Annotated in this window: 12 protein-coding genes; 6 read left to right on the top strand and 6 right to left on the bottom strand. The window is 50.9% G+C overall.

Going from position 1 to position 15,611, the window contains the following annotated elements; all coding sequences use genetic code 11:
• Positions 1–26: 26 nt before the first annotated feature.
• From tyrR to WKR14_RS13750, 5 genes are all read left to right on the top strand, one after another.
• Positions 27–1,565 carry a transcriptional regulator TyrR gene (tyrR, locus tag WKR14_RS13770; protein WP_286995963.1) on the top strand — a complete coding sequence of 513 codons (1,539 nt, stop codon included), beginning with the start codon at positions 27–29 and terminating at the stop codon, positions 1,563–1,565.
• 261 nt (positions 1,566–1,826) lie between these two features.
• A complete protein-coding gene (locus WKR14_RS13765) occupies positions 1,827–2,816 on the top strand; it encodes a fumarylacetoacetate hydrolase family protein (protein ID WP_165565336.1) in 990 nt (329 codons plus the stop codon).
• A gap of 268 nt (positions 2,817–3,084) precedes the next feature.
• Positions 3,085–3,744: a maleylacetoacetate isomerase gene (gene maiA / locus WKR14_RS13760; RefSeq protein ID WP_101056647.1), complete on the top strand. Its 660-nt coding sequence runs from the start codon at positions 3,085–3,087 to the stop codon at positions 3,742–3,744.
• A gap of 461 nt (positions 3,745–4,205) precedes the next feature.
• On the top strand, positions 4,206–6,317 hold the full coding sequence (locus WKR14_RS13755) for a S8 family peptidase (protein ID WP_339086510.1): 2,112 nt from the start codon (positions 4,206–4,208) through the stop codon (positions 6,315–6,317).
• Between the two features lie 12 nt (positions 6,318–6,329).
• The gene (locus WKR14_RS13750) at positions 6,330–6,776 is read left to right on the top strand and encodes a hypothetical protein (RefSeq protein ID WP_101056627.1); all 447 of its coding nucleotides are present in this window, start codon (positions 6,330–6,332) and stop codon (positions 6,774–6,776) included.
• A 163-nt stretch (positions 6,777–6,939) separates the two neighbouring features.
• Here WKR14_RS13750 and WKR14_RS13745 read toward each other — a convergent pair whose 3' ends face one another.
• Entirely contained in the window at positions 6,940–7,821 is an 882-nt protein-coding gene (locus tag WKR14_RS13745) for a LysR family transcriptional regulator (RefSeq protein WP_159353017.1), read from the bottom strand.
• A gap of 148 nt (positions 7,822–7,969) precedes the next feature.
• Between WKR14_RS13745 and WKR14_RS13740 the strand changes: the two genes are divergently transcribed.
• Complete coding sequence (locus WKR14_RS13740) at positions 7,970–9,232, top strand: MFS transporter (RefSeq protein WP_339086507.1); 1,263 nt, start codon at positions 7,970–7,972, stop codon at positions 9,230–9,232.
• On the opposite strand, the gene WKR14_RS13735 is transcribed toward WKR14_RS13740, so the two are convergent.
• The 5 genes from WKR14_RS13735 to WKR14_RS13715 form a co-directional block, all read right to left on the bottom strand.
• Positions 9,211–10,578 (bottom strand): sigma-54 dependent transcriptional regulator, encoded by a 1,368-nt coding sequence (locus tag WKR14_RS13735; RefSeq protein WP_339086505.1) that lies wholly within the window; start codon positions 10,576–10,578, stop codon positions 9,211–9,213. The two genes, WKR14_RS13740 and WKR14_RS13735, sit on opposite strands and share 22 nt — an antisense overlap.
• Positions 10,575–12,371, bottom strand: a complete 1,797-nt coding sequence (locus WKR14_RS13730) for a sensor histidine kinase (RefSeq protein ID WP_339086503.1) — start codon at positions 12,369–12,371, stop codon at positions 10,575–10,577. Before WKR14_RS13730 ends, WKR14_RS13735 begins: the two co-directional genes overlap by 4 nt.
• Before the next feature lie 88 nt (positions 12,372–12,459).
• Positions 12,460–13,857 carry a TRAP transporter large permease gene (locus WKR14_RS13725; RefSeq protein WP_335917816.1) on the bottom strand — a complete coding sequence of 466 codons (1,398 nt, stop codon included), beginning with the start codon at positions 13,855–13,857 and terminating at the stop codon, positions 12,460–12,462.
• An 8-nt stretch (positions 13,858–13,865) separates the two neighbouring features.
• Entirely contained in the window at positions 13,866–14,504 is a 639-nt protein-coding gene (locus WKR14_RS13720) for a TRAP transporter small permease (RefSeq protein ID WP_025012078.1), read from the bottom strand.
• Between the two features lie 45 nt (positions 14,505–14,549).
• Positions 14,550–15,569: a TRAP transporter substrate-binding protein gene (locus WKR14_RS13715; RefSeq protein WP_028781275.1), complete on the bottom strand. Its 1,020-nt coding sequence runs from the start codon at positions 15,567–15,569 to the stop codon at positions 14,550–14,552.
• Positions 15,570–15,611: the final 42 nt, after the last annotated feature.

Here is a 15,611-nt window from a genome sequence, read left to right as displayed (position 1 = left end):
CTGAATTATAAAAGGGAATGACAGTTATGCGCTTGGAAGTTAGTTGTCAGGATCGCGTTGGTTTAGCCAAGGATATTTTAATGGTGCTGGAGCGATACGGGATTAACCTTATCGCTATTGATGCCAGTAACAAGGGATTCTTATATTTGCAGTTTGCCGAGGTCGGTTTTGAGACCTTGAGTGAGTTGATGCCCCAAATCCGTAAGGTGGAAGGGGTGCACGACGTCAGAACCGTTTCTTTTATGCCCTCGGAGCAGGAGCATTACGCCCTCAAAACCCTATTGAAAACCCTGCCGGATGCCGTGTTCTCTCTCGACGGAAAGGGGCGAATTCGTATCGTCAACGAGTCGGCCTTGCTTATTCTGGACATGGCCGAACATGAAGTAATAGATGAATCCCTCAATCACTGGGTGCAAGGCTTCAATTTTGGTCGCTGGCTCAGTGAGCCCAAGGTGTTGGCGCAGGCCACTCGGGTCTCTATTGGCAGCAATGAATATCTGGCCGAGATGCTACCCATCTATCTGCCGGATGAAAACGATAAGAGCATTCTCGCCGGCGCCGTGGTGGCGCTTAAGTCGCCGGCGCGGGTGGGCAAACAGTTCAACGCGCTGCAGAGCCAGAGCAGTGGCTTTGATTCCGTGCTGGCCGTCAGCGATAAGATGAAAGAGGTACTCAAGCAGGCCAAGCGTATGGCACAGCTGGATGCGCCTTTGCTGATCACCGGAGAAACCGGCACAGGCAAAGAGCTGATGGCCAGGGCTTGTCACGATGCCAGCATGCGGCGGGAGAAACCCTTTATTGCCATCAACTGCGCCGCCATGCCCGACAGTGCCGCAGAAGAGGAGCTGTTTGGTTATGTCAGTAAGGGGGAGGTGGTTAAGCGGGGTTTCTTCGAAGAAGCCAAGGGCGGCACCGTCTTCCTCGATGAAATTGCCGAGATGTCCAAGGCCGCTCAGGTCAAATTGTTGCGCTTGCTGCAGGATGGCAGTTTCCGCCGTATCGGCGGCGATGTAGAGGTGCGCGCCGATGTCCGTATCATCTGCTCGACCCAGAAGAATTTGGCGGAGTTGTGTCAGACCGGTGAGTTCCGTGAAGATCTCTACTACCGAATTCATGTACTGAGTTTCCATATGCCGGCGCTGCGTGAACGCAGGGTCGATATTATCCCGCTGACGGAGATGTTCCTTGAACACTACAGCCAGCAGCTTTCCAGCCCGGTGCGGCGGATCTCGGCGTCCTGTCGCGATCATCTGTTGACCTATGCCTGGCCGGGAAACGTGCGGCAACTGAAAAACGCTGTATTCAGAGCGGTATCCATGTGGGACGGTTCGGCCGAATTGACCATAGAACAGTTGAAACTGCCTTCTTATGCCGAAGGTTTTGGCTATTTCGACAAGGAGTTTGAAGGCACCTTGGATCAGGCCATGAAACAGTTCGAAGCCGGTTTGCTGAGGCGGCTCTACCCGGCGTACCCCAGTACCCGCCAGTTGGCGAAAAAGTTGGGGGTATCCCACACCGCCATTGCCAATAAACTCAGGGAATATGAGATCAGCAAGAAGCGCTGAAGCCCTGTAAAGCGGATTTGCCGCCGGAATGGCTGAAATTTAGGCTATCTTTGACCGCAAAGCCTTTACCGGCGCTTGCGGTTGGCAAGCGTCAGTGAAAGTTTACAAACCGGTTCTCAAAGCGGTTAAACGTGAAGTGAGTCACAGAGTTTTCATTGCCCGCGGCATGAGGTATTACTGGCGGGATAACAGAAACGGATTGAGCCGGGCACATAGCCTGATGAAAACCATTAATCCGGGCAGAGACAGGAAGGAGCAGGTATGAAATTAGCGACATATGACAATGGACGCCGCGATGGTCAACTCATGTTGGTCAGCCGAGATTTGAAGAAGACAGTGGCTGTCCCCGCCATAGCCCAGACCATGCAGCAATTGCTCGACAGTTGGTCACTGCTGGAACCTCAGCTCAGAGAGCTTTCCGATGCCCTGAATGCCGGCATGTTGGACAATACTCAGGACTTCGACGAGAGTCGTTGTCTGTCACCTTTTCCCCGCGCTTATCAGTGGGCCGACGGCAGCGCCTATGTCAATCATGTTGAGCTGGTACGCAAAGCCCGCGGCGCCGAAATGCCGGAGTCTTTCTGGACAGATCCCCTGGTGTATCAGGGCGGTTCAGACAGCTTTATCGCTCCCAGAGCCGATATCCCGCTGGCAAGCGAAGATTGGGGCATAGATTTCGAGTCGGAAATTGCCGTGGTCACAGATGATGTACCCATGGGCGTGAGTGCTGAAAACGCCGCCTCTCACATCAAGCTGTTGATGCTGGTTAATGATGTGTCGCTGCGTAACTTGATCCCGGCCGAGTTGGCCAAGGGCTTTGGCTTCTTCCAGTCCAAACCTTCCAGCAGTTTCTCACCGGTGGCAATCACACCGGATGAGCTGGGGGATAAATGGCAGGATACCCGGGTTCATCTGCCGCTGATCACCCATCTGAACAACGAGCTGTTCGGCAAGCCCAATGCCGGGGTGGATATGACCTTCAACTTTGCCGAGCTGATCGCCCATGTCACCAAGACCCGCCCCTTGGGTGCCGGTGCCATCATAGGCTCGGGCACCATTTCCAACTATGACAGAAGCGCAGGTTCCAGCTGTTTGGCCGAAAAGCGCATGCTGGAAGTGATTGCCGAGGGCAAGGCCGTCACGCCATTTATGGGCTTTGGAGACAGGGTCAGAATCGAAATGCTGGATGATGCCGGGAACAGCATCTTCGGCACGATAGATCAGCAGGTAGTTGAGTATATAGCCGAGTAAAATAACTCGATAACAAAACGGGGCTTTCAATAAAGATAAGGAAGGTGCGAACAAGTCCCATGTGTGCTCTGCGTCGGCTTACAGGCCTGGATGCAAGGCGTGGTTCGCAGCAAATGGCCTTAGTCCTTTGCACCTTCCATAAAGCCCCGTTGGTTTTTATACCGGCTTGGTATTGCCTTCGAATGTGTCAGCGTTAAGGCTTTGGATAAAGCGTCACCAGAGCGGAGTTGCAATCTAAGGTTAGCGAGCTTTGGGAGAACAACTTATGTTGAAATTATATGGTTACTGGCGCTCCAGCGCTGCTTATCGGGTGCGGATTGCGCTCAACCTCAAGGGACTTTGCGCCGAGCAGCTTTCGGTTCATTTGGTGCGCAATGGCGGCGAGCAGCATCAGGCCGCTTTCAAGGCGCTAAACCCGCAGGAGTTGGTACCGGCTTTGGTGGTGACGGATGACACCGACGAGCGCGCCGAGTTGGTGTTGTCCCAATCGCTGGCGATCATTGAATATCTGGATGAAGCCTTTGGCGGTGAGGCACTGTTGCCGGGTGATATTGAACAGCGGGCGCTGGTCAGGGCCATGGCAATGGGAATTGCCTGTGAGATCCATCCTTTGAACAACTTGCGGGTGTTGCAGTATCTGACCGGGACGCTCAAGTTGGATGATGCGGCCAAGAATGATTGGTATCGCCACTGGGTCGAACAGGGCTTTGGCGCATTGGAGCAGCAGTTGCAGCAGTACTCGGGCAAGTATTGTTTTGGCGACCAGGTCAGCCTGGTGGATATCTGTCTGGTTCCCCAGGTTTATAATGCCAAACGTTTTAATATCGACTTGTCTCCTTATCCCAATATTTGCCGTATTAATGATGAGTGCTTGACGTTGCCAGCCTTTATTGATGCCGCACCTGAAAATCAAGCGGATGCTCAGTAGTTTTCTTGTTTTATAGTCATCTATACGGTGACTATAGAATAACCTTCCAAATACCCCCGTGTTTGAAAAACTTCTCTTATAAAATGATGTCTTTCTGTTAATAACAGGCTTTTAAAAATAAAATCCAGCCGGCAATTTGTAACCAATTGTTTAAACGGCATGCTGTTTTTATTACATTTGCGATTTGGTTTATATAGGAAATTGTTTTTATATTTATAGGTTTACCATTTCTTTTTTTAGTTTTTATAAAATACTTAAAATAACGTATTTTGTATCGTAAGTCGGATTTTTTCTGCTTGTTGTTTTTCTATTATTGAATTAGTTGATGCATATGATACATATGTTAAGGCTTGATTTTGGCCAAACTATAACAATAAAAAATACGTCATACCTATTAACTGGCTGTTTCCGAAAACCAGTTTTCGGCGATATGACGTTTTATTATCAAAAGGAAAAGAAGCATGCATAAGTCGGTTATTTCACTGAGTATAGCTGCAGCCTTATTGGCGGGCTGTGGCAGTGACAGCAAGAAGGCACCTGAGCCGGTAAATACTTCTCCGGAAAGCCGGGATGTAACCTATGACGTTCGTCAATCAGTACGTCTCAATGGACAACTGGAAGGAAAAGATGCCGAAGGAGGGATCACCTTTTCACTGGTTGATCCCAATGAAGTCAAGCTAGGGACTTTGACCATCAATGATGCGGCCAAGGGGAGTTTCAGTTACCAGACAGATGCGTTGGAAGGCACAGAAGTCGTGCGTTTCAAAGTCAGTGACGGTAAGAGTGAATCTATTTCTGCATTAACCTTGAGAATAAAGGGAGGCGACCCTCTGTATCAGCATCAGTGGCATTTGAAAAATACCGGCCAAAATGCCTTTGCCAGAAACCGTGGTGTGCTCGGTGAAGATATCAACGTCAATGATGCCATAGCTTCAGGTGCTACCGGCAAAGGCGTCATTGTCGCTGTGGTAGATGATGGTCTGGAGATCAGCCATCCGGATCTCAGTGCCAATGTGATTGCGGGCGGATCCTATAATCTAATCACAGGTACAGTTGACCCGACACCATTTTCCAACAGTGCGTCACATGGGACTTCGGTTGCAGGAATCATAGCCGCTGCCGGTTGGAATGGCATAGGTGGTCGGGGAGTTGCACCTGAAGCTAAGCTTATCGGTTTTAACTTCCTGGATAGAGATCCTAGCCGCGAAATCCGCAATGTACAAACCTTTGAAAATTTCGCCAAATCCCATGGCGCCAGTGCTTATAGCGACCGAGCCAGGGTGTTTAACCAAAGTTATGGAAACCAACCTGTGATTCCAGGCCTAATGAGAGAAAATGAGTTTGAAGTTTATCAGCAGGTGACAACCAAGAGTTTTAATGGCAAGGGCAGTGTTTTCGTTAAGTCTGCCGGTAATGGATATAATTATAATTTTTTGGGTTATAACGCTACAGGGCAACCTAGATATTTATTACCAAAAGACTTCTATACAGCCAGAGATGAAAATAGGCCGGCCAATAAAGGATTACCCTATCACAATGCCAACATGTCTCCGAATAATACCAACCTCTATAACCTTGTGGTCAGCGCAGGAAGTGCAAATGGTAAACGCAGCAGTTATTCATCTGTGGGGGCCAATGTTTTTGTTAACGCTCCCGGCGGGGAGTTTGGTACTTATAACCCTGCAATTGTGACAACGGACAGAGCTGGTTGTGACAAAGGCAGTTCGGTTACCCAAGAGCGCCCCAGAACCCCTTTTAATGGGGGCCAGCATCCGCTCAATCTTGAGTGTGACTATGTCTCCAATATGAATGGCACTTCGGCGGCGGCCCCGAATGTCAGTGGTGCGATTGCCATGATAATGAGCGTCAATCCATCACTCTCCTGGCGTGATATCCGGCATATTCTAGCCATGACGTCCAAGCAGGTAGATGTCAATATTCAGCCCATCAGAGTTCCATTAAATACGGACGCTAGTCAGCTTTATGAAGCCGTGCCTGCTTGGTTTACCAATGCTGCCGGGTTTAAATTCCATGATTTTTATGGTTTCGGGCGCATTGATGTCAGCAAAGCGGTTGCCATGGCTAGAAATTATAAAGCGAATTTAGGCGAATATCGGATAAGCGATAGCTTGTCTCGTACCGAATTGAATGCGGCAATACCGGACGCCTCCCTGGAAGGCGTCAGTGATGTACAGAGGTTCGATTCAGATTGGATTATTGAAGGCGTACAAATTAATCTTACAGCAGAGCATAAGCGTTTGGCTGATCTGGCTGTTGAGTTAATTTCGCCTTCTGGTACTCGCAGCGTTCTTATGACGCCTTACAATGGATTTGTTCCTATTCGAAACTCCGGATACACAAATACTCCCATGTTATCCAATGCTTTTTATGGTGAAAATGCCAGAGGAAATTGGACTTTAAAGGTTATCGATGTAAATAGTGGCGAACAGGGATACATTTACCGAGAAGGAACGGTAAATTTAGAAGAAAAACTATTGGAAAATGAGGCTAATGGAGTACTCAAATCCTGGTCTTTACGTATTCACGGTCACCAAGCCGTAAGCGCTTCTTAATAAGGGGGGAATATGAAAAATATCACAGTGATAGTTGTTTCGTTACTTATTTCTGCTATGTCTATGACAGTGCAGGCTAAAGCTTTTTTGAAAGATGATTCTTTATTGGATAAAGTCGCTCCCGAAGTTTATGATATGGATACCCTATTGGTAAAAATTAATGATAGAGTTGTAAAGGCAGAGACTTTATCAAAGGGGCAACCTTTGGTTGATTCTGCTGGTGGTGTTATTGCGATTCCAACAGGGAAATTCATTATAAAATTGGCAGAAGGCGTCTCGGCTACCGAATTTTCTCAACAGCATAATTTGCGTTTGGATTGGCGAAGTGATAATAACCTCCTTCTGTTATCTGCACCGGATGGAAGCGATTTGTTAAAGGTTTTGGGTTCAATAAAACAGAATCCACAGGTCCTCAGAGCAGAATTGGATCTGGCACAGGACTTCTATCAAGCTTGGTGATTAAGTTGAGTATGAGCCTCTCTTTATTGATAGTATATTTAAAGGGATTGATAAGAGGAATAGGCAGGGGCTTAAGCTTCTGCCTTTTGAATTTTGTTAAAATATTTTTCTATATATTTCATTCCATTTCTCAAATATGGAAAGAGACTTGCGATGAGATTTTTTACTTATTTGCCAGCAAAAACTCCACAAAGGCTCGGTCGGCCTGGCTCACCGGGCGCTGTTTCTTCCAGGCAATATGCAGGTCGAGATACACTGGCGGTGCGAAGGGCAGGGCGATGATGTCATCTCTTTCATTGACCACCATTTCCAACACGCTGGTGACGGCAAATCCTTGACTTACAATCTGTTTTATCAGGTTTATCAGGTTGGTTTCAAAGGCGATCCTAGGCTCGAGTTGCAGCTCTCTGGCTCGGCTCAGCATCCATTCACGATGAAAATAACCGGGTTTGAACATCACTAACTCATGGGCGAAAAACTGCTCCAGCGTTACGGCCTCGTTTGTGGCCAAGGGATGTTCAGGGCTTGAAGCTACCACCATCTGCTCTCTAATTAACAGACAGGACTCGAACTCAGGCTTGAGATCCTGGGCCGTGATAATAGCTATATCAACCTCTTCCTGCTCCAGCATCCTCAGGGCATCGCGGGTGCCTCCCTCAAACAGCGACAGCTTCAAATCCGGATACTGATGGCGAAAAGCCATCACCCGTGACGGCAGGTAGAAAGAGCCCAACATACCGGGCACGGCAATTCGCACTTCGCCCTTGGCCAGCTCGGCCATGGCCCGGATATGGGCTTCTGCCTGACTCAGCTGTTTGAGGATCAATACCGCATGTTGATGCAGCGCCAGCCCTTCGGCAGTGAGGCGAATGCCGTTTTCCTGGCGACTGCCACTACGGTCGACCAGAGTGACGCCGAGAGATTGTTCCAGCCGCTTGATACTCTGACTGAGGGCGGGTTGGGCCAAATTCAGCTTCTCTGCTGCTCGGGTAAAACTGCCGTACTTAACCAGGTTATCCAGGTGTTTTAGTTGTCTGATGTCCACGTCTCGCCTTACTCTTGCGGATAATCTTGAGGAAGTTTTTCAAGCATAACAAAAATTGATGAAATCGATATTATTTATCTATTATTGTTATGCATTGCCCGGTGCTAACCTTGTTGTGGTGAATCCTTTGCTAATTTAAGAGGTCAGAGTGACTAAGGTCGAAGCCGTTGGCCGGCATGCGCGTGATACCCGTTTGATTTGGGCACTGTGCGTGGCCTCAGTGGTGGTTTATATCAATCTGTATTTGATGCAGGGGATGCTGCCTTTGATTGCCGAGCATTTTCAGGTAACGGCGGCCAAGTCAACTCTGGTACTGTCTGTCACCAGCTTTACGCTGGCGTTTTCCTTGCTTGGCTATGCCATAGTTTCGGACAGAATTGGCCGTCACAAGCCGATTATTATCAGCCTCTGGGCTCTGGCGCTGTCCAATATCTTGTTGGTATTTGTTAAAGACTTCAATGTGTTGGTGGCTGTGAGGTTGCTTCAGGGGATATTGCTGGCGGCTGTGCCGGCCATCGCCATGGCTTATTTCAAGGAGCAGCTCAGACCTGAGACCATGCTCAAGGCCGCGGCGGTTTACATTACCGCCAACAGTTTCGGTGGCATTATCGGTCGGCTGTTTGGTGGGCTGATGTCGCAACATCTATTGTGGCAGGATGCCATGTGGCTGCTGCTGGCGGTGAGTCTGTTTGGGGTGGCGCTGGTCAGTTATTTGCTGCCCAATGCCGTCAGCGCCGCCAAGCGAGAACGGCTGCCGAAACAGTGGCGTTTCTGGCGCGGTGGCAGTGAAGACTTACGGGGTTTTGTGCATCACCTCAAGGATGGTCAGATGCGACTGGCTTACCTTATCGGTGGGCTGGCATTTATGATGATGGTCAACCAGTACAGCTTTATTCAGTTGCACTTGATGGCACCGCCTTATGATTGGAGCCGGTTTGAGGCGACACTGATCTTCCTCTGCTATTCGAGCGGCACACTGGCATCGTATTACACCGCCAGGTGGATTGCCCGCCATGGACAGTTGCCTTTGTTCAGAATTTCCTTGTTGCTGATGTTGTGCGGCAGTCTGCTGACTCTGCTGGATACCCAGGTGTGGATCTGCGTAGGCTTTTTGCTTACCTCCTGCGGTTTCTTTATTACCCACAGTTGCTGTAACTCCTTTGTGGCCATGCGTGCCAGCAGCCACAGGGCCAAGGCAACTTCATTGTATCTGTGCTGCTATTACCTTGGCGCCGCAATGGGAGGCCCTTTTTTGATGCTGTTCTGGCAGCGGGGCGAGTGGCAGGGCGTGGTGATGGGATCCATGGTTTTGCTGTTTTTGACTTCGCTTGCGGTTTGGCGCCTTGGCTGGCGGCAAAAACAGCCGCTCAGCCAGGAGATGGATACGCCTCAGGGGGCATCGTTGAGGTAGTCTTTACGCTCAAGACCGTATTTGCGCATCTTGTCGTAGAGGGTCTTGCGCGGTAGCTCCAGCTGTTCCATGGTCAGCTTGATGGAGCCCTTGTTGTGCGCCAGGGCTTCTTCAATCAGCAGTCTTTCGAAAAACTCCACCCTTTGAGTCAGTGACATGCCGCTTTGCAGGCTGTCACTGCTGCCCATGGCGCCGGCAAAGGCTGCCTCGGCGCCAAGCAGAACATAACGTTCCGCCAGATTTCTCAATTCGCGCACATTGCCGGGCCATTCATGGGTACTGAGACGGGCCTGCTGCTCACCGCCAAGGGCAATCAGCGCCTTGTGGTAGCGGGCCGAAGCGATACGGGCAAAGTGCAGAAACAGCAAGGGAATATCTTCCCGTCGCTCCCTCAGCGGCGGAATGGCCACAGTCACCAGATTGAGACGATAGAAGAGATCTTCGCGAAAGCTGCCCTGGCGGCACAGTTCTTTGAGGTCGACCTTGGTCGCGGCAATCACCCTGATATCCAGCGCTATGGATTTATTGGAGCCCAGACGCTCGACTCTCCTGTCTTCCAGTACACGCAGTAGCTTTACCTGCAATGTCATAGGTGTGCTTTCAATTTCATCGAGGAACAGGGTACCGCCGTTGGCGTACTCAAATTTGCCAATCCGGGTCTTGTCGGCGCCGGTAAAGGCTCCTGCTTCTGCACCAAACAGCTCACTCTCTATGATGTTTTCCGGGATAGCACCACAATTGATGGCGACAAAGTTGGCGCCGTGTCTGGGGCTGTGATCGTGCAGGTAACGGGCAACCAACTCTTTGCCAGTGCCGGTTTCACCCTCAATCAGGATATCGGCCGGAGTATCCAGCACCTGGTGGATGAGATGGCGCATCTGACGGATACCCGGACTGTTGCCGAGGATCCTGGGGCCTGGCAGGCTCTGGGATTCCAGCTCCTGCTTGAGCTTGCGGTTCTCCAGCGTCAGGCTGCGCTTGTCCAGTGCCCGCTTGACGACGTCCAGTATATGTTCGTTGTTGAAGGGTTTTTCCAGAAAGTCATAGGCGCCCTGTTTAACGGCGCTGACCGCCATGGCAATATCGCCAAAGCCGGTGATCAGTATCACCGGCAGATCGGCATCCAGCTGTTTGATTTGCTGCATGACACTGATGCCATCCATGCCTGGCATGTTGACATCGGTAATGACCACTCCCATCCAGTCGCGGCTGAGGTGGCGCAAGATCTCTTTCGGTTGGGTCGATGCCTTGGCACTGATGCCTTCGAGTTCAAATAATTGGCTCAGCACTGTGCCTATATGGGGTTCGTCGTCCAGGATCAGGACTGTGTATTCTTGTTCGCTCATTGGGTTTCCTCGCCGCGGTACAGAGGCAACAGGATCTGAAATATAGCGCCACCTTCGGCGGCGTTGGTGACGCTGATGGAGCCCTGCATGGACTCGACAATTCGGCGGGAGATGGAGAGTCCCAGACCCAATCCCTGTCGTTGGTTGGTGGTAAAATAGGGTTCGAAAATTTTCTCCATCTGGCTTTCGTTGACGCCGGGGCCGGAATCCTGAATACGGATACACAGCATATCTTCTACGCTGATGCTAATGGTCAACAAACGCTCATCGACTCGTTGCATGGCGACTATGGCATTGCTGATAAGATTCACCAGTACCTGTTGCAGGCGTATTTTATCGCCGTAGAAGCACCAGGGCTTACCCGGGAGCTGCAGTTCGAGCCGGATCCCCTGCTTGTCGATTTCCGGATGCACTATGGTCAGCGCCTCCTGCACGGTTTCATTGATACTGGTGGGCTTGTCCTGGCCTTGACTCTTACGGGTGAAGCTCTTGAACTGGGCAACTATTTCCGCCAAGCGGTCGGTTAGGCTGATGATGGTGACCAGATTTTCCTGTGCCTTGTCATGCATGCCCCGACCAAGAAAGGTTTGAGTGTTTTGGGCATAACTGCGCAGCGCCGCCAATGGTTGATTGATTTCATGGTTGATGCTGGCAGACAGACTGCCGATGACAGTCAGCTTGGCGGCCTGGATCAATTCATCCTGGGTTTGTTTCAGTTGGGTGTTGGCATCTTCCAACTCCCGGGTACGTTCTTTGACCCTATGTTCCAGCTGGCTCTGGGCCTGGCGCATGCGTCTTAGGTTACGGCGTCGCTCGAGACTGAACAGCAGCCCCAATGCCAGCAACAGAAAGATACTGGCGGACAGCAGCATCACAGGGGGCAGTGAACGATACAAAGGTGCCACAGGTGTCAGCACATGTACATACCAGCCTACCTTGATCATTTCATTGCGGGTATCCAGATATTGGGCCCGCCCCTGATCGTTTTCTATCCGATATAGTGCCCTGTGGGGGAGAGTTTCCTGCCGGTAGGGCGGATCTATCCTGAGTTCCTGCAGCTTACGGTCGGCATAACGGCGGCTAAGGGTTATCTGTTGCAACCTTTCCGCAGCCAGGGGTTGCAGTGACCTCAGGCGCCAATTGGCAATACTGGCCAGAAAGATGACTTCATCCTCACCGCTGATGGCCAGTTCATACTGGCCCGCCTTGGCCAGCCCCGTCATCTGCTCTTCAATATCGGCAATATCGACCTTGACTACTATGACACCGAGTACTTTACCCTGATCGTAAATCGGGTAGGAGAAATAAAACCCCCTGGTGTTGGACGAGGTGCCGACGGCGTAATAGCTGCCCAGCCTGCCGGCTATGGCTTCTGTGTAGTAGGGGCGAAAGGCATAATTCTGACCGATAAACGAATAGGCTTGCTGCCAGTTACTGGCGGCAATAGCATCCCCTTGGCTATTGAGCAGATAGATATCTGAGGCTTCGGTGACATGCTGTATCTCTTCAAAGTACTTGTTGATTTTGCTGATTTCGCGCTTGTCTGCACTACTCTTGATTACCCGGGCCAGCATGGGGTTGGTGGACAGCACATGGGGAATACTCTCATAGCGAATGAGTGCGCCTTCAATAAAGCTTATGACTTCGCTGAGCTGTTTGTCTGCCAGGGCCTGGTATTGGGTGAATCCCTTATCCAGATGGTACCAGTAGGTCAGTTTGAGGGTAATAAACAGACCCGTCATCAGCATGGTGGTGATAAGCAGGCGCTTTCGGGTCTTGTTGTTGAGCGGCATCTTATTGTCCCGGCGTCATTGCGGTGTAGTTCCGGCGTAAGAAATCGGCGAGTCTTAGACTCGCCGATAGCCCTGTTGATTTCAAGGATTAAAAGCCCCGCAGTGAATCCAGATACTCGGGCAGGAACAGGGACACTTGAGGAACATAGGTGATCAGAATAAGGAACCCCAGTAACAGCAGCAGCCAAGGCAGGCAGGCATGGATTACCCAACCTATGCTCTTGCCTGTGATCCCCGAGGTCACAAACAGATTAAGCCCCACCGGCGGCGTCAGCATTCCTATCTCCATATTGACCACCATGATGATCCCAAGGTGAATGGGGTCGATCCCCAACTGGGTGGCGATGGGGAAGAGGATGGGCGCCATAATAAGCAAAATGGCTGATGGCTCCATAAAGTTACCTGCGGCCAGCAACAACAGGTTGACTATGATGAGAAAGCCCCAGGCAGGCAGGCCCATGCCGACTATGTTTTCGGCAATCATGTGAGGGATCCGCTCTGTGGTCAATACATGGGCGAACAACATGGCGTTGCCTATGATAAACAGCAGCATGATACTGACTTTGGCGCCATCCCTGACGACGGCGCGTATCTCTTTGTCGGCCGGCGTCTTGAGTAACCCCAGTAAGCTGTACCCCAGATTGCGGCCTATGGCTTTGACTTTAGGCTCACCAGGATTGCGCCAGGCGACATTTTTCAGAGGCCCGATATCGCGATAGCCGAAGACGGCAATGAAATAGGCATAGACGCAGGCGACTGCCGAGGCTTCCGTGGGGCTGGCGACCCCGCCGTAAATGGAGCCCAGCACTATGACAATCAACATCAGGCCACCCATGGCCTTAGCCGTTGAGATAGAGAGCTTGCGAATCCCGGGGAAGGGTAGGGAGGGCAAGCCCTTGATACGGGCTACTATATAGATGGCCAGCATGATCAACATCCCCGCCAGTAAGCCAGGGATCAGTCCAGCCATAAACATCCGCGCCGCCGATACCTCGGTAGCTGCCGAATAAACCAGCATCACAATCGATGGTGGGATCAGTATTCCCAGGGTGCCGGAGGTGGTAATAACCCCGGCGGCAAACTTTTGTGGATATCCGGCGCGGATCATGCCGACGATAACTATGGAGCCGATAGCTGCCACTGTGGCCGGAGAAGAGCCGGAGACGGCAGCAAACAACATACAGGCCATGACCGAGGCCATGGCCAAACCGCCGCGGATATGGCCGACGCTGTCCATGGCAAAGTCGATGATCCGCCTGGCGACGCCGCCGGTGGAGAGAAAGGCCGAGGACAGAATAAAGAAAGGGATCGCCAGCAAAGTATAGTGCTCTGAAGTGGACTCATAGAGTTTCAGGGCCACAGAGGCCAGCGAATCGTTGGAAAACAGTAAAATAGTCAGCATGCTGGAGAAACCCAGTGCAATGGCAATGGGCATGCCGAGCAGCATACAAACAAATAAGACGATAAAGAGGGTAGCTATTGTCATGGCGTTACCTACTCATGCTTGGAGTTGTTTTTGTCTTCGCCGGCTTCGTTTTCATCTGCCAGGTGCATGCTTTCCTTGGCTTCATCGTGGAAGCTGAACCCTTGTGAACGGTTGGTCAGAATGGCAAAAAACAGTTCAATGAAACGCCAGGTCAACATGGCAAAACCGATAATCAGAATGCTTTGGGAGATCCACAGCGGCACCGCCGGATCTTCCACATCTATGCGCAGGGTTTCCCAGGCAAAGTCGGGGTCCAGTTTGGCAACCAGGGCATGGGGGAAGTCGATATCTTCCATGGGTATCCCAATCTGATACATCTGGCTGAGGTAATCCCAGCTGCCTTTAAGGAACAGGCCGCAATAGATCAAACAGATGACAGCAGCCAGCATAGCGGCGTATTTGCGGCCTGTCCTGGGAAGCTTTTTGACGAAGGCATCGACACCTATATGGGCACCGACTTTAACGCCGTATGACATGCCAAAGAGGACAAACCAACCACAGAGGGTCAATGTCAGCTCCTGCATCCAGAGAAACCCTGTATTGAAAAAGAAGCGGGCAACGACTTCGACAAAGACAAGTACCGTCATCAGGGTGATCAATAAGTTGAGAAAGCCTTCCTCAAAGTAGCCCAAGGCGCGTGAAATCATATTGCTCTCCGCAGAAATTGCGGGGGCCGGAGCCCCCATACTGACTTACTGGTTGGCGGCCACGGCGGCATCTATCACGTCTTTGCCGATTTGGTCTTCAAATTTAGCCCATACCGGCTTCATTGCATCAACCCAGGCCTGGCGTTGCTCTGGGGTGAGCTCAACCACCAAAGAGCGTTTGGAGTCGATGATCAACTGGCGGTCCTGGTCATTCTTGTCACCGGCAATTTTGTTACCGTAGGCAATGGCCTCATCGAGCGCTTCTTTGATGATTTTCCGCTTATCGCCGGGCAGACTCTTCCAGAACGTGTTGGAAGTCACCACCATGTAGTCGAGCACACCATGGTTACTTTCGGTGATATGGCTCTGCACCTCGAAGAATTTTTTGGAGTAGATATTGGACCAGGTGTTTTCCTGACCATCTATGGCGCGGGTTTGCAGCAAGGTGAACACCTCGGAGAAGGGCTTTTTAACCGCAGTTGCATCGACGGCGGCAAACTGAGCCGCCAGCACGTCAGAGGCCATAACCCGGAATTTTTTGCCGCTGGCGTCCTTGGGCAACAGCAGCGGCTCATTGGCAGAGAACTGCTTCATACCATTGTGCAGATAACCGAGGCCAACAACGCCTTTTCGCTTCATGGAGTTCAGCAGCTTTTGCCCGGCTTCACTCTGTTGGAACTTGTCGACAGCGGCCATGTCTTTGAACAAAAACGGCAGATCGAACAGCTGCAGTTTTTTGGTGTAACGCTCGAACTTGGAAAGTGATGGCGCAACCAACTGCACATCGTTGAGCAGCAGTGCGGCCAGTTCATTGTTGTCTCCGAAGAGTTGTGAGTTGGGGAACACACTGACCTGATATTCACCCGGCAGGCGTTCTTCGACCAAGGCCTTGAATTTCAGTGCCATCTGGCCCTTGGGGGTGTTTTCTGCCACAACGTGGGAAAACTTAATCTCTACCGGTTCTGCCAGAACCGAGAAGCTCGCCAATGCGCCGGCCAAAGCTGTCACTTTGGCAAGGGTTTTCAGTGGCTGGGTAAAGAGTTTGGATGGATTGAATGCACTCATGATGTGTCCTTTTTATATGCTCTTGAGTTATTGAAAAATACG

The organism is Shewanella chilikensis, assembly GCF_037953065.1.
Taxonomy (GTDB): Bacteria; Pseudomonadota; Gammaproteobacteria; order Enterobacterales; family Shewanellaceae; genus Shewanella; species Shewanella chilikensis.
This window is presented reverse-complemented; position numbering and strand designations above follow the sequence as displayed.